Raw genomic sequence first — 24378 nt, forward strand, 5'->3', positions numbered from 1 at the left:
CTTCGAACTTTTCCGACAGTTGGGGCATTTGCCGCGAGTTGTCCGAGGTTCCCGCTCCTGGGGTGTACGTCACGCCGCTTGGCGACGGACTCGGCGCCCATCGCGCCGAGGGTCAGCCAACTGTCACGCGCACCGTGTGCCAGCCGGTCGCGCCGTCCGGAGCCACCGGCGCGCTACGGCCGGTCTGCGTCTCACCGGTCGCGTCGGTGGCCCGCACCGCAAGCGTGTGCTCGCCCGGTGTCGCGTCCCACCGCCACGACCACTGCACCCAGGTATCCACCGAGACCGTCGGCGCGAGGTCCGCCTCCCGCCAGGGCCCCTCGTCCACCCGGACCTCCACCCGCCGGATGCCCCGGTGCTGCGCCCAGGCGACACCGGCGACAACCACCTCCCCCGCCACCAACCGACTCCGCCGACGCGGCGTGTCGATCCGCGACTGGGTCTTCACCGGGCCCTGCGCCGACCAACCGCGTGGCACCCAGTACGCGTCGAAGTCCGCGAAGCTGGCCAACTCCAGCTCGGTGACCCACTTACAGGCCGACACGTAGCCGTACAGGCCCGGCACCACCATCCGGACCGGGAAGCCGTGCTCGACCGGCAGCGGCTCACCGTTCATGCCAACCGCCAGCAGCGCGTCCCGGCCGTCCCGCAGCACCGCCGTGGGGGTACCGCAGGTCCAGCCGTCAACCGACCGCCCAACGACCTGATCCGCGCCCGCCAGCGGATCCGCCTCGGCCAACAGATCCCGCAGCGGCACCCCCAGCCAGCGGGCGTTGCCGATCAGGTCACCGCCGACCTCATTCGACACACAGGCCAACGTGACATACCGCTCGACCAGCGGCCGGGCCAGCAGGTCGGCGAAGCTCAGGGTGATCGGGTTGCGAACCCGGCCGTGGATGCGCAACTGCCAGGTGGCCGGATCCACCTGCGGCACCACCAGGGCGGTGTCGATCCGGTAGAAGCTGGATCTGGGCGTGACGTAGGAGGCAAGCTGGGGCAGGTTCAGGTCGGCACCGATCGGCACAGCGGAGGCTGGCGACGCCGGGGCCGGCAGCACGACCGCCGCGCGGGCCGCCGACACCCCCCGCCGACCGGTCAGCCACCGGCCGCCGATACCGGCCGCTCCCGCCGCCCCGAGCAGGAGCCCACTCGCGGTGAGAAAGCGTCGTCGTGATTCCGGACTCGGCCCCGCGGCCTGCTCCCGGTCAGCCGACCCGGCATCCGGCGCACCGGAGGCGGCCGGTGGGGTGGGGGCAGACCAGGGCCATGGATCCAGCTCCAACGGTCCCTGGACGAACGCCCAGAGCACCAGGCCGCCGAGGCTGCCGCCGGCCAGCGCCGGCAGCACGTCCGCGAGGTCCGCACCGGCTCGGGTCAGGGCTGCGAACGCCCCCAGCGCCGTGAACGCCGTGATGCCGGCCAGCCCGTACGCCAGGTGCCGCCGGGACAGTACGCCGAGCAGCGCGGCGAAGCCGGCGAGCAGCAGGGCCGTCCCCACCAGCAGGGCAATCTTGTCGTAGCTGCCGAAGAGCGCGATGCCGAACTGCTTGAGTGGCTCCGGCACGGTGTCGACCACCAGCCCGCCGACGGCTACCAGGGGAGCGGAACGGGGGCCGGTCAACACCGCGACGAGCTCTGCCGAGCCGATCGCCACCGCGGCGGCGATCACCCCGGCCAAAGCGGCGTGGCGACTGGTCGTACTGGTCACGCGGACCAGTGTTTCCGATCTCGGACCGCGCCGGTAGCCACGTCAGCGTTCCGTAAGCAGCCCGAAAGACCCGTCGGGGCGCGTCGCCACTGTGGACGACGCGCCCCGACCGAGCATCCGGCGTGGGTCAGAAACCCGGGCCGTGCTGGTGACCGTGGCCGTGGCCACCCGCGGCCGGCTCCGGCTCCTGCGGCTTGTCCACCACGAGGCTCTCGGTGGTGAGCAGCAGGCCCGCGATCGACGCGGCGTTGGCGACCGCGTTGCGGGTCACCTTCACCGGGTCGAGGATGCCAGCCTTTGCCAGGTCGACGTACTCGCCGGTAGCCGCGTCGAGGCCGTGGCCCCAGTCCTTGTCGACGACCTTCTGCACCACCACGTAGCCGTCGTGGCCGGCGTTCTGGGCGATCCAGCGCAGCGGCTCGACCAGCGCCTTGCGCACGATCGAGACGCCGACCTTCTCGTCCCCGTCGAGGCCGAGGTCGTCGTCGAGCGCCGGCAGGACCTGGGCCAGGGCGGCACCGCCGCCGGGGATCGTGCCCTCCTCGACCGCGGCCTTGGTGGCGGCGATGGCGTCCTCGATGCGGTGCTTGCGCTCCTTCATCTCGACCTCGGTCGCCGCGCCCGCCCGGATCACGGCAACGCCACCGGAGAGCTTGGCCAGCCGCTCGGCGAGCTTCTCCCGGTCCCACTCGGAGTCCGAAGCCTCGATCTCCTTGCGGATCTGGGCGACCCGGTCCGCGGCGTCGGCGGCCTGGCCGCCGCCGTCGACGACGGTGGTGGTCTCCTTGTCGACCACCACCCGGCGAGCGGTGCCGAGCACCTCCAGCCCGACCTGGTCAAGCTTGTAGCCCAGCTCGGGGGCGACCAGCTCGGCACCGGTCAGGATCGCCATGTCCTGCAACATCGCCTTGCGGCGGTCACCGAAGCCGGGAGCCTTCACCGCGCAGACCTTCATGGTCTTGCGGAGCGCGTTGACCACCAGCGTGGACAGCGCCTGGCCCTCGACGTCCTCGGCGATGATGAGCAGCGGCTTGCTGTCCTGGAGGACCTTCTCCAGCAGCGGTAGCAGCTCCTCGATCGCCGAGATCTTCTGCGTGGTGATGAGGATGTACGGGTCCTCCAGGACCGACTCCTGCCCCTCCGCGTCAGTGACGAAGTTGGGCGAGATGAAGCCCTTGTCGAACTGGAGACCCTCGGTCACGTCCAGCTCGGTGGCGAGGGTGGAGCCCTCCTCGACGGTGATGACACCGTCGCGGCCGACCCGCTCCATCGCCTCGGCGATGAGCTCACCGATCGTGGAGTCCTGCGCGGAGACGGTCGCGACGTGCGCGATCGCCGCCTTGTCCGACACCTCGACGGCCTTGCCGAGCAGCGCCTCGGAGACCTTGGTGGCCGCCGCGTCGATACCCCGCTTGAGGCCGGTCGGGTTGGCGCCGGCCGCCACGTTACGCAGGCCCTCCCGGACCAACGCCTGGGCCAGCACGGTGGCGGTGGTGGTCCCGTCGCCGGCGACGTCGTTGGTCTTGGTCGCCACCTCCTTGACCAGCTGCGCGCCGAGGTTCTCGTGCGGGTCGGTGAGCTCGATCTCCTTGGCGATCGTCACGCCGTCGTTGGTGATCGTGGGTGCACCAAACTTCTTGTCCAGGACGACGTTGCGCCCGCGGGGGCCGAGGGTGACCTTGACCGCATCCGCGAGGGCGTTGACACCGTGCTCCAGCTGGTGCCGAGCGTCGTCCGAGAAGCTCAGGATCTTCGCCATGAATGTCCCTTCGAAGCGTCGTCGCCCCGGCCCGGCGAGCCGGACCGGGGCGACGACACTGCTCGGTTACCTACTTCTCGATGACCGCGAGGACGTCGCGGGCGGAGAGCACCAGGTACTCCTCGCCGGCGTACTTGACCTCGGTGCCGCCGTACTTCGAGTAGAGGACGGTGTCGCCGACCTTGACGTCGATCGGCACGCGGTTGCCCTTGTCGTCGATCCGGCCCGGGCCGACAGCGAGGACAGTGCCCTCCTGCGGCTTCTCCTTGGCGGTGTCGGGAATCACGATGCCCGACGCCGTGGTGGTCTCAGCCTCATTCGCCTGGACCACGATGCGGTCCTCAAGCGGCTTGATCGCAACCTTGGTCGCGGTAGTCACGGGCATACCCTCCTGGGGTACTTGGTTTCGTTACCGACCGGCAAACCGGCCAGCTCAATCTGCCACATGCCACCGGGCGGGGCCGTCGTCGCGGGTGCCGGTCCGCCTGGCGTTAACCTGCCGGGCACCGGGGCCCGGAGGTTGGCACCCTCAGGTCGAGAGTGCTAATCGCAGGTTATTCCTCGGCTAGCACTCCGTCAAGGAGAGTGCCAGCGACCCGCCCCGCGCGTCGCGCGTACGGGTGAGGCGGGCAGGCGCACGCCCGGCAACACCCCGACTCCCTCCCCCGCGGACCAGCCGGAAGAATGGCGGGGTGAACCTGGGACAGCTGGCGCAGCTGCGCACCCCCGCGGGGTCGGCAGCGCTCGCGGCGGCGACCGAGGTGGCCGGTGGCGACCCGCTGGCCGCGGCGGCGGCACTCCGCTCGACCGGGCTCCCGGCCGACCTGGCCGCGGCGGCACTGACCCAGGCCGAGCTGCGCCGTCGCGCGGTGGGCAAGTTCGGTCCGGCGGCAGCCGACATGTTCTTCACCCGACCCGGCCTGGAGCAGGCCACCCGCCAGGTGGTGGCGCGGCGACGCGCCGAGCGGCTGCGCACCAGCGGCGTCCGCGCCCTGGCCGACCTCGGCTGCGGTCTCGGCGCCGACGCGCTCGCCGCCGCCCGGACCGGGATCCGGGTGTACGGGGTGGAGGCCGATCCACTCACCGCCGCGATAGCCGCCGCGAACGCCGAGGCGACCGGGCTCGCCGAACGCTTCACCGTCGACCAGGGAGACGCGACCACCTTCGATCTCAGCCGGGTTGACGGGGTCTTCTGCGACCCCGCCCGCCGAGCCTCCGGTCGGCGGGTCTTCGACCCGAACGCCTACTCCCCACCGTGGGACTTCGTGCTCTCGCTGACCGAACGGGCACCGCGGACGGTCGTCAAGGTGGCACCCGGCCTGGACCACGCACTGATCCCACCCGGCGCGGAGGCGGAGTGGGTGAGCGTCAACGGCGACCTGGTCGAGGCCGCCCTGTGGTGCGGCGAGTTCGCGACGGTGGCCCGCCGCGCGACCGTGCTGCGGGAAGGTTCCCCGACTGACGGTTCTGCCGCTGCCCGCGAGACAGTGCACGAGTTGGCCAGCTCCCGGGTCACCGAGGCACCGGTCGGACCGGTCCGCCGCTACGTCTACGACCCGGACCCGGCGGTGGTCCGCGCGCACCTCGTCGCCGAGTTGGCCGGCGAACTCGACGCCACCCTCGCCGACCCGACGATCGCCTACCTGTACGCCGACACCCCCACACCGACCCCCTTCGCCCGCTGCCTGGAGATCACCGACGTGCTGCCGTTCTCGCTGAAGCGGCTTCGTGCCCTGCTGCGCGAGCGGCGGGTCGGCCGGGTGGAGATCCGCAAGCGGGGTTCGGCCCTCGAGCCGGAGAAGCTCCGCCGCGATCTGCGGTTGACCGGGGACCAGCCGGCCAGCCTCGTGCTGACCCGCGTGGACGGTGCCCCGATGGTACTGATCTGCCGTCCGACCACCGGCTAGGCTGACGGTGTGGCGCAACGACAGGTGACGCCGGCGACCACGCTGCTGAACAAGCGGAAAGTCAGGTACCGCACCCATCCGTACGACGTCCCGGCGGACGCCGCGAACTATGGAGCGCTGGTGGCAGCGACGCTCGGCCTACCGGCGGACCGCGTGTTCAAGTCACTGGTGGCCGTGGTCGATGACGCGCTCACCATCGTGGTCGTCCCGGTGTCCGGCGAACTCGGCCTCAAAGCCCTGGCCGCCGCAGTCGGCGCCAAACGGGCCGTGCTGGCCGACCGGACAACGGCCGAACGTGTCACCGGGTACGTCCGCGGCGGCATCAGTCCGCTCGGACAGCGGCGCAACCTGCCGACCGTGCTCGACGAGAGCGCCCTTCACCACGAGACCATCTACGTCTCCGCTGGCCGTCGGGGGCTCCAGCTGGAACTGGCCCCACAGGATCTGGTCGCCCTCACCAACGCCCGAATGGCACGGGTCGCCTCCGACTAGACCAGCGGACCACCCGCACTCTGGCGGATTGCCCGCCCAGGACTGTCCCGCGGGTCGACCGGCGACCCGGCCTGGCTCAGGCTCGCCGGGTCATAGCGCGCACGGTGCCGACGAGACCGATTACGCACCACCCCGCCAGGACCGCGTACGGCGCGGCCGAGTTTCCATCCGGCGCGGCGGTGAGGGATTCTCGGACCACCTGCGCCATGTGCTGCCGGGTGACCGTGTTCGTCACCGGTGGTGGCCGCATGCGCGATCGCCAGGCCGACGGTGGTCGCGGTGAGCGCGACCAGGACCGTGGCGGGAACGGCCAGCCAGTTCACCCGGAGCAGGCCGGACCACAGCAGGGTCACGTCACAGCCCAGAGACCACGACGTTGCCGAATTGTTACTGCCGGCAACAAACTCATGACCTCGACACTCTTGTGCCGCCTGGCGGCCGCGGAATACGTTGCCGGGCACAACAAACCATCCCCCAATCCCCCATCTGGAAAGGACCCTGCAGATGCGCAAGGGTTTCCTCGCCGCTGCCGCCGCCGGCCTCCTGGCCACCGGCGGCATGGCGGCCTGTGGCGACAACTCCTCCGACGAGGAGTCGGCCGGCCCCGGCAAAACCCCCAAGATCGGCGTGATCCTCCCGGACAGCAAGTCCTCCGCCCGCTGGGAGGGCGCGGACCGCAAGTTCCTTGAGGATGCCTTCAAGGAGGCCGGAGTCGAGGCCGACATCCAGAACGCGCAGGGTGACAAAACCCAGTTCCAGACCATCGCAGACCAGATGATCACCCAGGGGGTCACCGCCCTGATGATCGTCAACCTGGACTCCGGCACCGGCAAGGCCGTCCTCGACAAGGCCAAGTCGCAGGGGGTCGCCACCATCGACTACGACCGCCTGACCCTCGGTGGCTCGGCGGAGTACTACGTCAGCTTCGACAACGAGGCCGTCGGCAAGCTCCAGGGCGAGGGCCTCGTCAGGTGCCTCACCGACGGCGGCGTGCAGAACCCGTCGATCGTGTACCTGAACGGCGCGCCGACCGACAACAACGCCACCCTGTTCAAGAACGGCTACGACTCGGTCCTCAAGCCGAAGTTCGACGCCGGGGAGTACCAGCAGGTCGCGGACGACTCCGTGCCGGACTGGGACAACGCGCAGGCCGCCACCATCTTCGAGCAGCAGCTCACCAAGTCCGGCGGCAAGATCGACGGGGTGCTCGCGGCGAACGACGGCCTCGGCAACGCCGCCATCTCGGTGCTGAAGAAGAACAAACTCAACGGCAAGGTCCCGGTCACCGGCCAGGACGCTACCCCGCAGGGCCTACAGAACATCCTCGCCGGCGACCAGTGCATGACCGTCTACAAGGCAATCAAGCAAGAGGCCGACGCCGCTGCCGAACTGGCCATCTCGCTGGCCAAGGGGGAGCGGAAGGAGACCGGCCAGAGCGTCGAGGACCCGGAGAGCGGCCGGGATGTGCCCGCCGTGCTGCTCACCCCCCAGGCGATCTACAAGGAGAACGTCAAGGACGTCATCGCCGACGGCTTCGTGACCAAGGACGAGGTCTGCACCGGGGAGTACGCCGAACTCTGCGCGAGCGCTGGTATCAGCTGACCTCCGCGTGGCGACGTCGCCCGGCACGGGCCACCCCGTGCCGGGCGACGTGTCACCGCATCCGGTGGTACGACGATCTCCCCTCACGTGCGTTAAGGAGTCCCCGTGTCCGCGACCCCCCTGCTGGAACTGCGCGGGATCGACAAGAGCTTCGGTCCCGTCCAGGTCCTGCGTGACGTCGCCTTCTCCGCCTTCCCCGGGCAGGTGACCGCGCTGGTCGGCGACAACGGCGCCGGCAAGTCCACACTGGTCAAGTGCATCAGCGGCATCTACCCGACCGACGCCGGCGAGTTCCTCTTCGGCGGACGTCCGGTGAGCATCCACAACCCCCGCGACGCCGCCGAGCTCGGCATCGAGGTCGTCTACCAGGACCTCGCGCTCTGCGACAACCTCGACATCGTGCAGAACATGTTCCTCGGCCGGGAGAAACGGCACGGCCTCGTGCTCGACGAGCCGACCATGGAGCAGATGGCCGCGGACACGCTCGCCGGGCTCTCCGTCCGTACCGTCACGTCGCTACGCCAGCAGGTTTCCAGCCTCTCCGGGGGCCAGCGACAGACCGTGGCGATCGCCAAGGCGGTGCTCTGGAACAGCAAGGTCGTCATCCTCGACGAGCCGACCGCCGCACTCGGGGTCGCGCAGACCGCCCAGGTGCTCGAGCTGGTTCGCCGGCTGGCCGACAACGGCCTCGCGGTCGTGCTCATCTCCCACAACATGAACGATGTCTTCGCCGTCTCCGACCGGATCGCCGCGCTCTACCTGGGCCAGATGGTCGCCGAGGTGAAGACCACCGACATCACCCACGCCCAGATCGTTGAGCTGATCACCGCCGGCCGCTCCGGTGCGCTCGGCCTCGGCTCGGGCAACGGATCGAACGACACCGGCGGGGAGCCCGCCGCCGCCCCGGGAGCCGCCCGATGACCAGCACCGCCCTCCCCGACCAGGAATCCACGGCCGCCCCCGCCGCCGGACCCACCCTCACCAGCCACGTGCGCGGCTACCTCGGCCGGGTACGCGGCGGGGACATCGGCGCCCTACCCGCCGTCCTGGGCCTGATCGTGCTCTGCACCGTCTTCGCGATCATGCGGCCGTCGTTCCTCACCGCCGCCAACTTCGCCAACCTGTTCACCCAGGGGGCAGCGGTCACGCTGATCGCCATGGGGTTGGTCTTCGTCCTGCTGCTCGGAGAGATCGATCTCTCCGCCGGCTTCGCCAGCGGGGTCTGTGCCGCGGTGCTGGCCAACGTGGTCACCGTCCTCGGCTACCCGTGGTACGTCGCGGTGCTCGCCGCCGTCCTCACCGGAGTGGTGATCGGCAGCACGCTCGGCATGTTGGTCGCGAAGATCGGCATTCCGTCCTTCGTGGTCACCCTCGCCGGCTTTCTCGCCTTCCAGGGCATCGTGCTACTGCTGATGGAGGAGGGCAGGAACATCTCGGTCCGCGACCCGGTGCTGGTGGCGATCGCGAACCGAAACCTGCCACCGGCTCTCGGCTGGGCCCTGGCCGGGCTCGCCGTCGCCGGCTACGCCGTGGTCCAGGCGATGCGGTACCGCACCCGCGCGATCCGGGGTCTGGTCACCGACCCGCTCACCGTGGTCTTCGCCCGGGTCATCGGGCTGGCCGCCGTGCTGGGCGCTACGGTCTACCTCCTCAACCAGGAACGCAGCTTCAACGTCCTGATCAATTCACTCAAGGGCGTACCGATCGTGGTGCCGCTGATCGCGGTACTGCTGATCACCGGGACCTTCGTGCTGCAGCGCACCAGCTACGGCCGGCACATCTACGCAGTCGGCGGCAACAAGGAAGCAGCCCGGCGGGCCGGCATCAACGTCGACCGGATCCGCATCTCCGTCTTCGTGATCTGCTCCTCGATGGCCGCGATCGGCGGCATCGTCGCCGCCAGCCGGGCCAACTCGGTCGACCCGAACACCGGTGGCAGTAACGTACTGCTCTACGCCGTCGGTGCGGCGGTGATCGGTGGCACCAGCCTCTTCGGTGGCAAGGGCCGGGTCCTCGACGCGGTGCTCGGTGGCGCGGTCGTCGCGGTGATCGACAACGGGATGGGTCTGATGGGCTACAGCTCAGGGGTCAAGTACGTGGTAACCGGCGTGGTCCTACTCCTCGCCGCCAGTGTGGACGCACTGTCCCGGCGCCGGGCCGCCGCCAACGGCGGCCGATGACCGGGCCGGCCCGACCCGGCCGCCGACGCCACCCCGCCACCGCAATGAGGAGCAGTACGCCGCGATGCGCGCAGGACCGAGCCAGGACGAGATCCGTCGGCAGAACCTCGGAGCGTTACTGCGGTACGTCCACATGCACGGGGCCACGTCCCGAGCCGAACTGACCACCACGCTGGGGCTGAACCGCAGCACCATCGGCGCACTCACCACCGACCTCGCCGCGGCCGGCCTGGTGAGCGAGGGGACGCCGAAGGAAACCGGCCGGGCCGGACGACCGTCGTTGGTCGTCCGGCCCGAGTCGGCCCGGGTGCACGCGTACGCGTACAGCATCGAGGTGGACCGGCTGCGGGCCGCGCGGATCGGTCTCGGCGGCGGGGTGCTCGACCGTCGGGAACTGGCCCGTCCGCGCGGCATCACCGCCGCCGAAGCCGCGCCGTTGCTTGCCCGGGCGGCTCGGGAGATGCAGCAGTCCACGCCCACCGACGCGATCTGCGTCGGCGCGGGCGTCGCCGTCTGTGGCCTGGTCCGCCGGGACGACGGACTGGTCCGGCTCGGCCCCACGATGGGGTGGGTGGACGAGCCGATCGGTGCGGCAATCGGTGCCGAGCTGGGGCTGGACGTTCCGGTCGTGGTCGGCAACGTCGCCGACGTGGCAGCCTTCGCCGAACACACCCGCGGCGCCGCGACCGGCTGCGACAACCTGATCTACCTGTACGGCGATGTCGGCGTCGGCGCCGGCATCATCACCGGTGGGCGTCGGCTGACCGGACACGGCGGCTACGGCGGCGAGGTCGGGCACATGGTGGTCCGGCGAGACGGTACCCGCTGCGAGTGTGGGTCGCGCGGCTGCTGGGAGACCGAGATCGGCGAACACGGGCTGCTGCGCGCCGCCGGCCGCTCCGACACCCAGGGCCGAGACGCGGTGCTGGCCGTCATCGACGCCGCCGACCGGGGCGACGCCCAAGCTCAGACCGCGGTCCGCACCGCCGGAGACTGGCTCGGCTTCGGTGTGGCCAACCTCGTCAACATCTTCAACCCGGAGCTGGTCATCTTCGGCGGCGCCATGCGGGACCTCTACCTGGCCGCCGCCGCCCAGGTGCGCAGCCGGCTCAACGCCAGCGCGCTGCCCGCCTGTGTGGAACACGTCCGGCTGCGCACCCCCGCGCTCGGCGACGACGCCGCCCTGATCGGCGCGGCCGAGCTCGCCTTCGAACGGCTCCTCGCCGACCCGCTCGACGTCAGCTGAACCCCGTCCTCGGGCACATTGACCGACGCGGGGCCAGCGACGACGCGGGGTCAGCGATCGACCGGAGTGAAGTCCCAGGAGTACGGGGGACGCGCGAGCAGGGTCACCGGCGGGTCGGGCAGGGGACGAGGGTTGCCCCGCCACTTCGAAATCACCACCACACGGTGATCGGTGGAGGAGAAGACCTCACTCGAGACGTGCAAGGGTTCGTGGTCGAACTCCGGCAGCGCGGTCTCGCACACCCAGGTGATCAGGTCGGCCAACCCGTACGGCTCGGCCCGTACCTCCCACATTCGCACGATCATGTCCGCTCCTCCCCTGTAACACTGACTGTCGTCAGTGGCATGGCCGAGTCGGCGGGCAGGTCCAGGCGGCTCGGCGCGACGCCGGCGGCGACCAGGTGCGAGCCGAGCGCGGCGACCATCGCGCCGTTGTCCGTACACAACGTCGGTCGGGGCGTACGCACCCGGATGTCGTACTTCGCCGCGCGCTGCTCGGCCATTGCCCGCAGCCGCGAGTTGGCCGCCACTCCACCACCGATCACCAGGGTCTGCACCCCGCTCGACCGGCAGGCATCCACTGCCTTCCCGACCAGCACGTCGCACACCGCCTCCTGGAACGAGGCGGCGACATCGGCAACCGGTATCGTCTCGCCGGCCCGCTGCCGACTCTCCACCCACCGGGCCACCGCGGTCTTCAACCCGGAGAAGGAGAAGTCGTAGCGGTGCGCTGCCAGGTCCTTGGCCGCGGTCAACCCCCGCGGGAACGCGATGGCCGCCGGGTCACCGGCGCGGGCCTCCCGATCGATGTACGGGCCCCCGGGGAAGGGCAGCCCGAGGAGGCGGGCCACCTTGTCGAACGCCTCGCCGGCCGCGTCGTCGATCGTCGCGCCGAGCGGGGTGACACCGTGGGCCAGGTCGTCGATGAGCAGCAGCGACGAGTGCCCGCCCGAGACCAGCAGGGCGATCGCCGGCTCGGGCAGCGGCCCGTGTTCCAGGGTGTCCACGGCGACGTGCGCCGCCAGATGATTCACGCCGTACACCGGCTTTTCGGCGGCGACCGCGTACCCTTTGGCCGCGGCGACCCCGACCAGCAGCGCCCCGGCCAGACCGGGGCCGGAGGTTACCGCGATCGCGTCCACGTCGGCGAGCGTCACCCCTGCCTCCGCCAACGCTCGGTCCATCGTCGGGACGATCGCCTCCAGGTGGGCCCGACTGGCCACCTCCGGCACCACCCCGCCGAACCGGGCGTGCTGCTCAACGCTGCTGGCCAGCGCGTCGGCGAGTAGGGTGTGGCCCCGGACAACACCGACCCCGGTCTCGTCACAGGACGTCTCGATCCCCAGGACCAGGGGTTCGTCAGCCATTGGTCAACTCCTCGTCCCGCCGCATGACCAATGCGTCGGTGTTGCTCGGCTGGTAGTACCCGCGCCGCACCCCAATCGCCTCGAAGCCATGCGCCGCGTAAAGCCTCTGCGCCGGGGCATTGTCCGCTGCCACCTCCAGGAGAGTGCCGCGGACCCGCAGTCGCGCCGCCTCGGTCAACAACGCCCGCAACAGCAGCCGCCCGACCCCCCTCCGCTGCGCTGCCCGGCAGACGGCGATGTTCTGCACCCATGCCTCCTCGCCGGACACGGCGGTGAGCCCCGCGTAACCGAGTAGGACCCCTCGCTCGGTCGCCACCAAATAGTGGTGGCCGCTGGCGAGTTCGTTCCAGAACATCGCGGCGGACCACTGCTCGGCGCCGAAGAGATCTGCCTCGATCGGCAGCACCTCGTCAATGTGCCACCAGCGAAACCGCTCCACCTGGAGGCCGCTCCCGCCGCCGCCCGGCTCACCGCCCCGGCTCGCTCCCCTGCTCACGGCAGGACCGGCTTGTGGCCTGCCGCCGCGACGGCGTCCGGGCGTCGCAGATAGAGCGGGGTAAGCGGCTCACTGGGGGCACCGGCGGCGATCCGCTCCGCCGCGAGCCGCGCCAGGGCCACCGCCACCGGGTAGCGGGGCTCGTCGGCGACCGGCAACTCCAGCGTCGCCGCGTACCGGTGCGCGCCGTCGCCGATCGCGGTGGCAACCGCCAGGTCACGAGCGCGCGCGGCGGCGACCGCCGGAGCGGAGACCTCGGGGCCAACGATCCGTTGGCCGGCGCCGTCGTACACCGCCCAATAGATCTCCCGGCGACGGGCGTCGGTCGCCGCCAGGACCGGTTCGCCGGCGGCGGTCGGGTAGCCGATGGCGTCCAGCGAACAGACCCCGTAGGTCGGCACTCCGAGCACCTGCCCCATCGTGGCAGCCGTGACCAGCCCCACCCGCAGCCCGGTGAACGGGCCCGGCCCGAGGCCGGCGACGATCGCGCCGAGGGCGGAGGGACGTACGCCGAGGTCGGCCAGGACCGCGTCGACCTGTGGGGCGAGCAGCTCACCGTGGGCTCGGGCGTCTACGGCGCAGCGGTGCGCCCGCGCCTCGACGCCGGCCGCCGTGACCTCCACCAGCGCGGCGATCACCGCGGGGGTCGAGCTGTCCACCACCAGTACGAGCACGGTGAACCAGCCTAGCCGCCCGGCTGCCGGACCCGGCCCCGCCCCGGCAGGACGATCAGCCGGCGGCGCGTTCCCAGTCGATCGTCGGAAGGCCGGCGTCGGCGAGTGCCTTGTTGGCCGCGCTGAACGGGCGGCTGCCCAGGAACCCCCGTGGGTTCATCGGGCTGGGATGTCCCGCCTCCAGCACCACGTGGCTGGGGTTCGTCACCAAAGCCGCTTTCTTCCGGGCATACCCGCCCCAGAGCAGGAAGACCACCCGGTGCTCCACCGCGTCCAGCGCCCGAATCGTCGCGTCGGTGAACTCCTCCCAGCCGCGGTTGGCGTGAGAGCCGGGGCTGGCCTCGCGGACAGTCAGCACCGAGTTGAGCAGCAGCACACCCTGCGCGGCCCAGCCGCCGAGGTTTCCACCGGCCGGCCTCGGCACGCCCAGGTCGGCGCCGAGTTCCTTGAAGACGTTGCGCAGTGACGGCGGCGTCGCCATCCCCGCGCGGACGCTGAAGCTCAGCCCGTGCGCCTGCCCGGCCCGGTGATAGGGGTCCTGGCCGAGGATCACCACCCGGGTGTCCGTCGGCGGGCAGAGCTGGTAGGCCGAGAAGAGATCCGCAACGGGCGGAAAGATGGTCTGGGTGGTGTATTCCTGCGCGACGAAGCCGGCGAGCGCCGCGGTGCGGGCCGGGTCGAGCTGCGGGGCGAGCGCGGACCGCCACCCCGGCGGCAGCAGGGCCAGCAGATCCAGGGTGGGTGCGTCGTCGGGCATCGGGGGCCTTTCCAGTCGGGGCGTCCCGCGCACTCTAGTCGCCGGGTGCGACGACCACCCCCCGGGCGGGACCGGTCGGCTCTGTCAGCTGTCGATGAATCCGGGGGTACCAGTCAACCGCGCCCTCCAGTCGCCACCGACGGGTTCCAGGTCGACCAACCGGGTGTCGTCCTCCCGGCGGTCGATCCGGACCCACAGGTGCGCCGCGACGAGCTGCTCGGCGAGCCCTTCGCCCCACTCGACCACGGTCACCGCCTCGTCCACCGACGCGTCCAGGTCCAGGTCGTCGATCTCGGCGCGGGGATCGGTCGCATCGCCCAGGCGGTACGCGTCGGCGTGCACGAGGGCCACCGAACCGCCCCGGGCCGGATCGGGCTGGTGTACTCGCGCGATCACGAAGGTGGGTGAGGTGACCGCCCCAGTCACCCCCAGCCCGGCGCCGATGCCCTGGGTGAGAGCCGTCTTGCCGGCCCCGAGGGGACCGGTCAGCAGCAGGAGGTCCCCCGCCTGTAGGAGGCCGGCCAGCCGGCGGCCGAAGGCGTGCGTGTCGGCGACGGTTGGCAGCGTGAAACGGATCGGTCCCCCTGGGTTCACAGCTCCTCCAGGAACCGGGTCAGCGCCGCGTTCACCTCATCGGCGTGCTCCAACATCACCACATGCCCACTGTTAGGGATCTTGACGAATTCGGCGTGCGGCAGCCGACGGACGATCTCCTCCGAGTGCGCCACCGGTGTGATCATGTCGTTCTCCCCGACCAGCACCAGCACCGGCGCGCTGGCGAGCGCCGCCAACGCCGGAAACCGGGAATGGGTGGCGAGCGTTCGCAGATAGCGGGTGACGGTGTCGGCGGAGGTCCGCGAATTCATCTCCTCGACGTAGGAGACCAGAGCCGGGCTGGGGTGACCGGTACCGAAGCCATACCGGCGGGTGAGCAGCCAGGCCACGTTCGAGGTGGACCGACGCGCTCGGTCGATCACCGGGCCCCCGTAGCGGGCGGCGTTGCTCATCATGTGCAGCACCGGTGCACCGACCCGCCCCAGCAGCGCCGGGGCGACCAGCTTGGTCTCGGCGAGCAGCCCGCCCGAGGTGGCCAGCAGCACCGTGCCCACCACCCGGTCCCCGAACAACTCCGGGAAGAGTTCCGCGAACGCCATGATGGTCATGCCACCCATCGAGTGGCCGACCAGCACCAGCGGGCCCTCCGGCGCGGTACGGTCGATCACCGCGCGCAGCGTCCGACCGAGCGCGGTCAGGTCGTACTCGCCGGTCTCCAGCTGGCCGGAGCGTCCGTGCCCCGGCTGGTCGTACGCCACGATCCGGTGCTCGCCCTGGGCGGCGAGCAGCTTACGCTGGAAGTGGAAGGTCCCCTGGTCCAGGCAGAACCCGTGCACCAGCACGATGGTTGGGTTCCCGCGGACCGCCCGGGCCGGCTCGACCGTCTCCACGTGGATGTCGGTGCCATCCGGCATCTCCACCCGCAACGCCTCGTCGAACCGCTGCGCACCGAAGTCCTCACCGGCGTACCGGTCGGTGGGATCGGCCTTCAGCCGACGGACCAGCGCGCGTTCGGTCGCGACGCCGGCGACGAGACCGGCGGCCGCGACACCGACGGCGGCCAACGCGCCGATCGCGGCCCGGGGATGGCTTGCCCGGGGCAGCGGAACCCGGAACCGGGACGACGTCACGGACGCTCGCCGTCGTAGCAGCGGGGCACCCGGGTGCTGCCGAATCGGGTGACGATCTCATAGTTGATCGTGCCGACCGCCTCGGCCCAGTCGTCGGCGGTGGGCTCACCGTCCCTCCCGGTGCCGAAGAGGGTGGCCACGTCTCCCGGCGCGACCGGATCGTCGCCGCAGTCGAGCACGAACTGGTCCATGCAGACCCGGCCGGAGATGGTCCGCCGGACGCCACCGAGCTGCACCGGGCCGCTGTTGGACGCGTCCCGGGGGACCCCGTCGGCGTACCCGAGTGGAATCACCGCGAGGTTGCTCGCCCGATCGGTGGTGTACGTGTGGCCGTAGGAGACCCCGGCTCCGGCCGGGACCTGCTTGGTGAGCATGACACGGGCCCGGGCGGTCATCGCCGGCCGCAGGCCGAAGCGCTCCCCGGCCACCGGAGAGAGCCCGTAGACGGCCAGCCCGGGACGGACCAGGTCGAAGTGGGCGTCCGGCCGGGTCAGCGTGGCCGCCGAGTTGGCCAGGTGGCGGTAGCGCGGGCGCAGTCCCGCCTTCTCCACCATGCCCAGCCCCTCGTGGAAGACGGCGAGCTGCCGGTCGGTGGTCGGGTGTCCGGGTGCGTCCGCGTACACGAAGTGGCTCCACACCCCCACCACCTCGACCGCGCCGTCCGCCTGCGCCTTCGCCGCGGCGTCGAGCAGCTCCGGCCACTCCGAGATGGTCGCGCCACCTCGGGACAGCCCTGTGTCGATCTTGAGGTGCAGTCGGGCCGGACGCCCGGCCACCCGGCCCGCCTCGACCATCTCCTCGAGCTGCGCCACGCTGGCTACGCCGAGGTCAATCCCGGCCGTCACGCCTTCGTGTAACGGCAGGCCCGGCGCGAGCAGCCAGGCCAGAACCGGCACGGTGATCCCTGCCCGGCGCAGGGTGAGCGCCTCATCGAGGGTGCAGACACCGAGCCAGTCGGCGCCACCATCCAGCGCGGCGTGGGCGGCCGGGACCATGCCGTGGCCGTACCCGTCCCCCTTGACCACCGCCATCAACTCGGCGGCGCTACCGGAGCGCAACCAACTCACGTTCTCACGGATCGCGTCAAGGTCGACGCGTACCTCGGCCTGCCACATGCCCCCAGCCTACTGAGTTGATCAGGAGTTGGCCCCGGCCCACGTCGATCCGCCGATCCAGCCGAGCCGGGCCAGCACCGGGCGCAGGGCGGCGGCGACATCGGGCGAGGCCACCGGGCCGCCCTGCGCTGCCTCCCGGCCGGCGAGCCCGTGCAGGTAGGCCGCCGCGGCGGCGGCCCGCTCCGGGGCAAGACCCCCGGCGAGCAACGAGCCGAGCAGCCCGGCCAGCACGTCGCCCGTACCGCCGGTGGCCAGGGCCGCGGTCCCGGTCTGGTTGACATAGACCCGACCGTCCGGCGTGCCGATCACCGTCCGGTCACCCTTGAGCAACACCACAGCGTTCATCCAGGCGGCCAGGCGCAACGCGGCGGCGACCCGGTCGCCGCCGGGAGTCTCGCCGCAGAGCCGGGCGAACTCCCGATCATGCGGGGTGAGCACAGTCGGGGCGTCCCGCCGCCGGAGCTGGTCGGCGAGGGAGCCGTCAACGAGCAGGGTCAACGCATCCGCGTCCAGCACCACCGGCACCGGTGCCGCGAGCACCGCCCGCAGTTCACCAGCCGCCTCGTCACCGGTTCCCAGCCCGGAACCACACACCCACGCCTGCACCCGACCGGCATCGGCGACCCGGTCGGTAGCGATCACCGATGGATGGTGGCGCAGCACCTCCTCCCGGGCGCTGCCGGCGTAGCGAACCAGACCGGTCGGGCCGGCCAACGCACCGCCGACCGAGAGCACCGCGGCGCCGGGGTAGATGGCCGAGCCGGTGGCGACACCGACCACGCCCCGGCTGTACTTCTCCGTTGCCGGTCCGGGTCTGGGCCACCAGTCGGTCACATCCGCTTCCTCGGTGACCTGCAGCGCCGCAGTGCCCGGCAGCCAGGGTGCCAGCCCAATGTCCACCAGCTCGACCTGGCCGGCCAACGGCGCCGCCGCTCCCACCACCAGCGCGGGCTTCAGGGCACCAAAGGTCACCGTCACGTCGGCATGGACCGCAGCCGGCCGTCCGGCATCGGTCAGCGACAGCTGCCCGGTGTCGACCGCCACCCCACTCGGCACGTCCACCGCGACCACGGTCGCCCGGTCACCGTCTCGCCCGCGACACTGCGCCAGGCCCGCCGCGAGCCGCTCTGCCGGCGCCCGGAGCCCACCGCTGCCACCGATCCCGACGATGCCGTCGAGCACCAGGTCCACCCGGGCCGGTGGGCGGTCCACCAGCCGGCCGCCGGCGGCGCGCAGCGCCGCCAACGCCCCGGCGTGCGCCCGGCCCGGAGTCAGCAACAGGGCCGACACCGCCGCCCCGCGCCGAGCCAGCCGGGCGCCGGCGAAGAGCGTGTCGCCGCCGTTGTCGCCCGAGCCGACCAGCAGCAGCACCGGTGCGCCGTAGACACCACCACGGTCGGTGAGGAGCAGCGCACAGCGGCGGGCGAGCCCCGCAGCGGCCCGCTGCATCAGCGTCCCGGGTGGGAGCGTCGCCATCAAGCCCGCCTCGGCGGCGCGTACGTCCGCCACCCGCCACACCGGTCTCATCCCACTCCGTCCCCGTGCCCGGCTCGACCAGGGCACGCCACCGATCAGCGTTCCGCGACCACCATGGCCGACGCGATCCCCCCGTCGTGCGAGAGCGACAGGTGCCAACGGTTGGCCCCCCGCTCGACCGCCGCCGCCGCGACCGTGCCGGAAACCGTCAACCACGGCCGGCCGTCCGGATCCGGCACGATCTCGCAGTCGTGCCAGCTCAGGCCAGTCGGCGCACCGAGCGCCTTGGCCACCGCCTCCTTCGCCGCGAAGCGGGCGGCGAGCGACTCGGGCGAACGGGGGTTACCAGAACGGGTGTACCGCTCGGCTTCGGTGAAGAGCCGATCGGCGAGCAGCGGCGTCCGGGTCAGCGCACGGGCGAACCGCTCCACCAGGACCACGTCGATGCCGACCCCGACGATCATGCGCCCACCCTACCGGCACGGTGCCCCGCGCGTTCTGCCGTCACCTCCACTCGGGACACCCGCGGGACCGCCACGCGCCAGAAGGTCGGCGTGCCCGCGGCATCCCGGCGACCTCGATACTCACTCGACCGTAACGGACTTCGCCAGGTTGCGGGGCTGGTCGACGTCGTGGCCCCGAGCAGCGGCGATCTCCGCGGCGAAAACCTGCAACGACACGGTGGTCACCAGCGGCGTGAGCAGGGTCGGCGTACGCGGCACGTAGATCAGGTGGTCGGCGTACCGGACGACCGTCTCGTCCCCCTCCTCCGCGATCACGATGGTCCGGGCGCCCCGGGCCCGTACCTCCTGGATGTTGGAGACGATCTTGTCGTGCAGCATGCCGCGGCCGATCGGCGACGGCACGATGCAGATCACCGGGGTGCCCTCGTCGATGAGCGAGATCGGTCCGTGCTTCAGCTCGCCCGCGGCGAAGCCCTCGGCGTGCATGTACGCCAGTTCCTTGAGCTTCAGCGCGCCCTCCAGAGCCACCGGGTAGCCGACGTGCCGACCGATGAACAGCACGGTCGGCTCAGACTTCAGGTCGCGGGCCAGCGCGCGTACCGGCTCGATCCGCCCCAACAGCTCGCGCAGCTTGCCCGGCACCTCCTGGAGCTGGGACACCACCGCCGCGACCTCGTCGGCGAACTTGATCCCGCGCACCTGGGCCAGGTGCAGGCCGATCAGGTAGCAGGCGACGAGCTGGGTCAGGAACGCCTTGGTGGAGGCGACCGCGATCTCCGGCCCGCCGTGGGTGTAGAGGACCGCGTCGGACTCCCGGGGAATGGTGGACCCGTTGGTGTTGCAGATCGCCAGGACGCGCGCCTTCTGCTCCTTGGCGTGCCGCAGCGCCATCAGGGTGTCCATCGTCTCGCCGGACTGCGAGATCACCACGATGAGAGTGGACCGGTCGAGCACCGGGTCGCGGTAGCGGAACTCGCTGGCCAGCTCCACCTCGCAGGGGATCCGGGTCCAGTGCTCGATCGCGTACTTCGCGACCATCCCGGCGTGGTACGAGGTGCCGCAGGCGACGATGAAAATCTTGTCCACGTCGCGCAGGTCCTGATCGCTGAGGCGGACCTCGTCGAGCATGATCTCGCCGGTCTCGGTGAGCCGGCCGAGCAGCGTGTCGGCGACGGCCTGCGGCTGCTCCGCGATCTCCTTGAGCATGAACCAGTCGTATCCGCCCTTCTCCGCAGCGGAGGAGTCCCAGTCGATGTGGAAGTCCTTGCCGGTGGCGGGCTGGCCGGCGAAGTCGGTGATCTCGATGCTGTCGGCGGTGATCAGGACGATCTGGTCCTGCCCCAGCTCGATCGCCTCGCGGGTGTGCTCGATGAACGCCGCGACGTCGCTCGCCAGGTAGTTCTCGCCGTCACCCCGACCGACGACCAGAGGCGAGTTGCGCCGCGCGCCGACCACCGCGCCCGGGACGTCGGCGTCCACGGCGAGCAGGGTGAAGGCGCCCTCCAGGCGCTGACAGACGACCCGCATGCCGGCGGCGAGCAGCTGCGGCCCGTCCGGATGCCCGGCGGAACGCAGGTCGGTGAGGGCCGCGGCGAGCAGGTGGGCGGTGCACTCGGTGTCGGTGTCGCTGACGAACTGGACCCCGTCGGCCTCCAGTTCGGCGCGCAGCTTCGCGAAGTTCTCGATGATGCCGTTGTGGATCACCGCAACCCGTCCGTCCGGGGAGAGGTGTGGGTGGGCGTTTCGGTCGGTGGGGCCGCCGTGGGTGGCCCACCGGGTGTGGCCGATCCCGGTGACCCCGTCCCCGATCCCGATCGGGGACGCGGCGCAGGCCTCCGGATCCCGTGCGGACCGCTCGGAGAGGACCTTCTCCAGGTTGGCCAACTTGCCCGCCTTCTTCTCCGCCAGCAACTCGTCCGCGCAGATGATGGCGACCCCAGCCGAGTCGTAGCCGCGGTACTCCAGCCGTCGCAGCCCATCGAGCACAATGCCGAGCGCCGGACGCGCCCCGGCGTAACCCACGATTCCACACATGGGTGGCAGCCTAACCCAGTTTCACTCATCAGATGTGCTCGGAAGGCGGGTAAACAAGCAGCCACTTTGAGCGATTAACGCGAGCGGCTACTTAGCGTCACGAACCACGATCGGCGACCACGGCAGGTTGAACCGTCGCGGACAGTCCGTAGGCTGGCAGACGTGACGACCACCCACGTCGATCCTCTGGTAACCCGAATGCGCCCCTTCGGGACGACGATCTTCGCCGAGATGTCCGCCCTCGCCAGCCGCACCGGGGCGGTGAATCTCGGGCAGGGGTTTCCGGACACCGACGGCCCGCCCGAAATGCTGGCCGCGGCGGCTGAGGCGCTGCGCGGTGGCCAGAACCAGTACCCGCCCGGGCCCGGCATCCCCCCGCTCCGCGCCGCCGTGGCCGCACACCAGCAGCGGTTCTGGGGCCTCGAGTACGATCCCGACGGCGAGATCGTGGTGACCGCCGGCGCCACCGAGGCGATCGCCGCAGCGATCCTGGGCCTCTGCGAGCCCGGCGACGAGGTGGTCTGTTTCGAGCCCTACTACGACTCGTACGCCGCCTCGATCGCGCTGGCTGGCGCCCTCCGGCGCCCGGTGACGTTACGGCCCGGGGCAGCCGGACGGTACGCGATGGACCCGGACGAGCTACGTGCCGCGTTCGGGCCACGCACCCGGCTGGTGCTGCTCAACTCCCCGCACAACCCCACGGGCAAGGTCTTCACCCCCGCCGAGCTGACCCTGGTGGCCGAGCTGTGCCGCGAGTACGACGCGTACGCGGTCACCGACGAGGTCTACGAACACCTCGCCTTCACCGACGCCGCCGCTGGCCACATGCCCCTCGCCACGCTGCCCGGGATGCGGGAGCGGACGCTGCGGATCTCCTCGGCCGGCAAGACCTTCTCCTGCACCGGCTGGAAGGTCGGCTGGACGAGTGGCCCTTCATCACTGGTGTCGGCGTTGCTACGGGTCAAGCAGTTCCTCACCTTCGTCAACGCCGCGCCGTTGCAACCCGCGGTCGCGGTGGCGCTGGGCCTGGACGACAGCTACTTCACCGACTTCCGGGCCGGGATGCAGGCCCGCCGGGACCAGCTCGTCGCCGGCCTCGCCGACGCCGGTTTCGACGTCCTGCCACCGGAAGGCACATACTTCGTCACCGCAGACGTGACACCGCTCGGCGCCCGAGACGGGGTCGAGTTCTGCCGCGCGCTGCCGGAACGCTGTGGCGTGGTCGCAGTCCCGACCCAGGTCTTCTACGACGACTCGGAGGCCGGCCGGCGGCTGGTCCGGTTCGCCTTCTGCAAACGCCCGGACGTGCTGGCCGAGGCTGTCACCCGGCTACAGCAGCTGGTGACAGCACGGTGAGCACGCCCCTGTCCGACCGCCCACACGAGGCATCGCCGCCCCTACGCCCAGCGGCCACCGCCGACCCTGGGCCGCCCCGCCGGCACCTGTCGCCGACAGGGGCATACCAGGTCAGCTGACCGGGCTGGCGGTGCGGACCTGCTCGGCGATTCGCTCGGCCACCTCACGCGCCGTCGTCTCGGTGCCGGCCTCCACCATCACCCGAACCAGGGGCTCGGTGCCCGAGGGACGCAGCAGGACCCGGCCGGCATCGCCCAGCTCGGCCTCGGCCCGCGCGACCTCGGCCCGTACGGCCGGAGCCGCCGCACCGACCGTACGGTCGCCGACCGGCACGTTGATCAGAACCTGAGGCAGGGGACTAACCACGGCAGCCAGCTCGGCCAGGGGCCTGCCGGTCCCCGCCATCCGGGACATCAGGTGCAGGCCGGTCAGCACGCCGTCGCCGGTGGTCGCGTGGGCGGGCATCACGATGTGCCCGCTCTGCTCGCCACCGAGCGCCAGGCCGGAGGCGCGCAGCTCCTCCAACACGTACCGGTCACCGACCTTCGTCTCGACCAGCCGAATCCCCTCCCGGGACATCGCTATCCGCAGGCCAAGATTGCTCATCACGGTCGCCACCAGGGTGTCGGCGGTGAGCGTGCCGGCCTCCCGCATCGCCAGCGCGAGGATCGCCATCACCTGATCACCGTCGACCTCGTCGCCGTCGGCGGTGACCGCCACGCAACGGTCGGCGTCGCCGTCATGGGCGATGCCCAGCTGCGCGCCGTGCTCGACGACGGCCTGCCGGAGCGCCGCGACGTGGTTGGAGCCGCACTCGTCGTTGATGTTGAGGCCGTTGGGCTCCGCGTGGATCGCGACCACCTCGGCGCCGGCCTCCCGGTACGCCGCCGGGGCCACCTCGGCGGCGGCGCCGTTGGCGCAGTCCACCACGACCTTGATCCCGTCCAGCCGGTGCGGCACCGTACCGACCAGGTGCTGCACGTAGTGGTCGGCACCGTCGAGCAGGTCGTGGACCCGGCCGACACCCGCCCCGACCGGACGTTCCCAGGCGGTCGTCGTGTTCGCCTCGACCGCCGCCTCGATCTTCATCTCGATCTCGTCCGGCAGCTTGTGCCCGCCGGCGGCGAAGAGCTTGATGCCGTTGTCCGGCATGGGGTTGTGCGAGGCGGAGAGCATCACCCCGATGTCGGCCTTGGCCTCCGCGGTGAGGAACGCCACCGCCGGGGTGGGCAGGACACCGACCCGTACGACGTTCGCGCCGGCACTGGTCAGCCCGGCCACCACCGCGGACTCCAACATCTCGCCGCTGGCCCGGGTGTCCCGGCCGACAACGGCCAGCGGGGGGTGGCTCCGATCCGCCTCGGCGAGGGTGTGTGCGGCGGCGACCGCTACCGCGAGCCCCAACTCGGGCGTGAGATCCGCGTTCGCCCGTCCCCGTACCCCGTCCGTGCCGAACAACCGACCCATTCCCGCCAAACCTCCGATGCAACTGCCGATGGTGGAAAAACGGAACGGCCGGACCGCCTCCGTTCGCAGGAGGCGGCCCGGCCGTCCGTCAGAAGTACAACGAGCAGCTGATGGTCAGCGCTTCGAGTACTGAGGAGCCTTACGGGCCTTCTTGAGGCCGTACTTCTTGCTCTCCTTGGCCCGCGCATCCCGGGTCAGGAAGCCGGCCTTCTTGAGCGCCGGGCGGTCGTCCGGCTCGCTGGCGATCAGCGCGCGGGCGATGGCCAGCCGGAGCGCACCGGCCTGACCGGTGGTGCCGCCGCCACGCAGGTTCGCGATGACGTCGAACTCCTCCGCCTTCTCGGTGGTGACCAGCGGATCCTTGATCAGCTGCTGGTGCACCTTGCTCGGGAAGTACGCCTCGAGATCCCGGCCGTTGCAGGTGATCTTGCCAGTGCCCGGGACGATGCGGACCCGGACGATGGCCTCCTTGCGGCGACCCACGGTCTGGATCGGCCGGTCACCAAGGGGCGCGCGGACGACGGGCGCCAGCGCCTCGGCGGCCTCGGGGGCGACCTCGGTGGCGATGATGTCGGTCATGCTGCTTCCTTCGCC

23 protein-coding genes and 1 pseudogene are annotated in these 24378 nt (G+C 71.3%); 7 read left to right on the forward strand and 17 right to left on the reverse strand.

Translation table 11 applies throughout. The annotated features are described in order from the left end of the window. Positions 1-112 precede the first annotated feature (112 nt). The 3 genes from STROP_RS19315 to groES all read right to left on the reverse strand — a co-directional run bounded on the left by STROP_RS19315 (position 113) and on the right by groES (position 3852). Positions 113-1708, reverse strand: a complete 1596-nt coding sequence (locus tag STROP_RS19315; RefSeq protein WP_012015045.1) for a molybdopterin-dependent oxidoreductase — start codon at positions 1706-1708, stop codon at positions 113-115. A gap of 127 nt (positions 1709-1835) precedes the next feature. Next, positions 1836-3467, reverse strand: coding sequence for a chaperonin GroEL (gene groL, locus STROP_RS19320; RefSeq protein ID WP_012015046.1), 1632 nt, complete (start codon positions 3465-3467; stop codon positions 1836-1838). Between the two features lie 70 nt (positions 3468-3537). Further along, positions 3538-3852, reverse strand: coding sequence for a co-chaperone GroES (gene groES, locus STROP_RS19325; protein WP_018222648.1), 315 nt, complete (start codon positions 3850-3852; stop codon positions 3538-3540). Positions 3853-4159: 307 nt separating this feature from the next. On the opposite strand from groES, the gene STROP_RS19330 reads away from it, so the two are divergent. Next, complete coding sequence (locus STROP_RS19330; protein ID WP_028568798.1) at positions 4160-5374, forward strand: THUMP-like domain-containing protein; 1215 nt, start codon at positions 4160-4162, stop codon at positions 5372-5374. A gap of 9 nt (positions 5375-5383) precedes the next feature. Further along, on the forward strand, positions 5384-5866 hold the full coding sequence (gene ybaK, locus STROP_RS19335) for a Cys-tRNA(Pro) deacylase (protein WP_012015049.1): 483 nt from the start codon (positions 5384-5386) through the stop codon (positions 5864-5866). 76 nt (positions 5867-5942) lie between these two features. Here the strand turns inward: ybaK and STROP_RS19340 are convergent. Then, positions 5943-6195: pseudogene (locus STROP_RS19340) on the reverse strand (ABC transporter permease); the annotation flags it as partial. A 175-nt stretch (positions 6196-6370) separates the two neighbouring features. Between STROP_RS19340 and STROP_RS19345 the strand changes: the two are divergent. From STROP_RS19345 to STROP_RS19360, 4 genes are all read left to right on the forward strand, one after another. Next, entirely contained in the window at positions 6371-7468 is a 1098-nt protein-coding gene (locus tag STROP_RS19345; RefSeq protein WP_012015051.1) for a sugar ABC transporter substrate-binding protein, read from the forward strand. A gap of 105 nt (positions 7469-7573) precedes the next feature. Beyond that, positions 7574-8389, forward strand: coding sequence for an ATP-binding cassette domain-containing protein (locus STROP_RS19350; RefSeq protein ID WP_012015052.1), 816 nt, complete (start codon positions 7574-7576; stop codon positions 8387-8389). Further along, positions 8386-9648 (forward strand): sugar ABC transporter permease, encoded by a 1263-nt coding sequence (locus STROP_RS19355; RefSeq protein WP_012015053.1) that lies wholly within the window; start codon positions 8386-8388, stop codon positions 9646-9648. The genes STROP_RS19350 and STROP_RS19355 overlap by 4 nt, the downstream gene beginning before the upstream one ends. Positions 9649-9712: 64 nt before the next feature. Then, positions 9713-10894, forward strand: coding sequence for an ROK family protein (locus STROP_RS19360; RefSeq protein ID WP_012015054.1), 1182 nt, complete (start codon positions 9713-9715; stop codon positions 10892-10894). Positions 10895-10944: 50 nt separating this feature from the next. On the opposite strand, the gene STROP_RS19365 is transcribed toward STROP_RS19360, so the two are convergent. From STROP_RS19365 to glmS, 11 genes are all read right to left on the reverse strand, one after another. After that, positions 10945-11199, reverse strand: a complete 255-nt coding sequence (locus tag STROP_RS19365) for a hypothetical protein (protein ID WP_012015055.1) — start codon at positions 11197-11199, stop codon at positions 10945-10947. Then, entirely contained in the window at positions 11196-12260 is a 1065-nt protein-coding gene (gene tsaD, locus STROP_RS19370) for a tRNA (adenosine(37)-N6)-threonylcarbamoyltransferase complex transferase subunit TsaD (protein ID WP_012015056.1), read from the reverse strand. The genes STROP_RS19365 and tsaD overlap by 4 nt, the downstream gene beginning before the upstream one ends. After that, the gene (rimI, locus tag STROP_RS19375; RefSeq protein ID WP_018831270.1) at positions 12253-12756 is read right to left on the reverse strand and encodes a ribosomal protein S18-alanine N-acetyltransferase; all 504 of its coding nucleotides are present in this window, start codon (positions 12754-12756) and stop codon (positions 12253-12255) included. The genes tsaD and rimI overlap by 8 nt, the downstream gene beginning before the upstream one ends. Further along, positions 12753-13430: a tRNA (adenosine(37)-N6)-threonylcarbamoyltransferase complex dimerization subunit type 1 TsaB gene (gene tsaB / locus STROP_RS19380; protein WP_012015058.1), complete on the reverse strand. Its 678-nt coding sequence runs from the start codon at positions 13428-13430 to the stop codon at positions 12753-12755. The genes rimI and tsaB overlap by 4 nt, the downstream gene beginning before the upstream one ends. 55 nt (positions 13431-13485) lie before the next feature. Next, on the reverse strand, positions 13486-14187 hold the full coding sequence (gene ung, locus STROP_RS19385; protein ID WP_012015059.1) for a uracil-DNA glycosylase: 702 nt from the start codon (positions 14185-14187) through the stop codon (positions 13486-13488). Positions 14188-14271: 84 nt separating this feature from the next. Further along, on the reverse strand, positions 14272-14781 hold the full coding sequence (tsaE, locus tag STROP_RS19390; protein ID WP_012015060.1) for a tRNA (adenosine(37)-N6)-threonylcarbamoyltransferase complex ATPase subunit type 1 TsaE: 510 nt from the start codon (positions 14779-14781) through the stop codon (positions 14272-14274). After that, positions 14778-15872: an alpha/beta fold hydrolase gene (locus tag STROP_RS19395; protein WP_012015061.1), complete on the reverse strand. Its 1095-nt coding sequence runs from the start codon at positions 15870-15872 to the stop codon at positions 14778-14780. Before STROP_RS19395 ends, tsaE begins: the two co-directional genes overlap by 4 nt. Beyond that, positions 15869-16987: an alanine racemase gene (gene alr / locus STROP_RS19400; protein ID WP_012015062.1), complete on the reverse strand. Its 1119-nt coding sequence runs from the start codon at positions 16985-16987 to the stop codon at positions 15869-15871. Before alr ends, STROP_RS19395 begins: the two co-directional genes overlap by 4 nt. Positions 16988-17008: 21 nt before the next feature. Further along, a complete protein-coding gene (locus tag STROP_RS19405) occupies positions 17009-18514 on the reverse strand; it encodes an NAD(P)H-hydrate dehydratase (RefSeq protein WP_012015063.1) in 1506 nt (501 codons plus the stop codon). 44 nt (positions 18515-18558) lie between these two features. Continuing rightward, complete coding sequence (locus tag STROP_RS19410; protein WP_012015064.1) at positions 18559-18927, reverse strand: holo-ACP synthase; 369 nt, start codon at positions 18925-18927, stop codon at positions 18559-18561. A 120-nt stretch (positions 18928-19047) separates the two neighbouring features. Then, on the reverse strand, positions 19048-20961 hold the full coding sequence (gene glmS, locus STROP_RS19415) for a glutamine--fructose-6-phosphate transaminase (isomerizing) (RefSeq protein ID WP_012015065.1): 1914 nt from the start codon (positions 20959-20961) through the stop codon (positions 19048-19050). Between the two features lie 162 nt (positions 20962-21123). Between glmS and STROP_RS19420 the strand changes: the two genes are divergently transcribed. Continuing rightward, entirely contained in the window at positions 21124-22317 is a 1194-nt protein-coding gene (locus tag STROP_RS19420; protein ID WP_012015066.1) for a pyridoxal phosphate-dependent aminotransferase, read from the forward strand. Positions 22318-22428: 111 nt separating this feature from the next. Here the strand turns inward: STROP_RS19420 and glmM are convergent, their stop codons facing one another. Then, positions 22429-23784 (reverse strand): phosphoglucosamine mutase, encoded by a 1356-nt coding sequence (glmM, locus tag STROP_RS19425; RefSeq protein ID WP_012015067.1) that lies wholly within the window; start codon positions 23782-23784, stop codon positions 22429-22431. Positions 23785-23898: 114 nt separating this feature from the next. Beyond that, on the reverse strand, positions 23899-24363 hold the full coding sequence (gene rpsI, locus STROP_RS19430; protein WP_012015068.1) for a 30S ribosomal protein S9: 465 nt from the start codon (positions 24361-24363) through the stop codon (positions 23899-23901). Between the last annotated feature and the right edge of the window lie 15 nt (positions 24364-24378).

The sequence above is a fragment of the Salinispora tropica CNB-440 genome (genome assembly GCF_000016425.1).
Lineage (GTDB): Bacteria > Actinomycetota > Actinomycetes > Mycobacteriales > Micromonosporaceae > Micromonospora > Micromonospora tropica.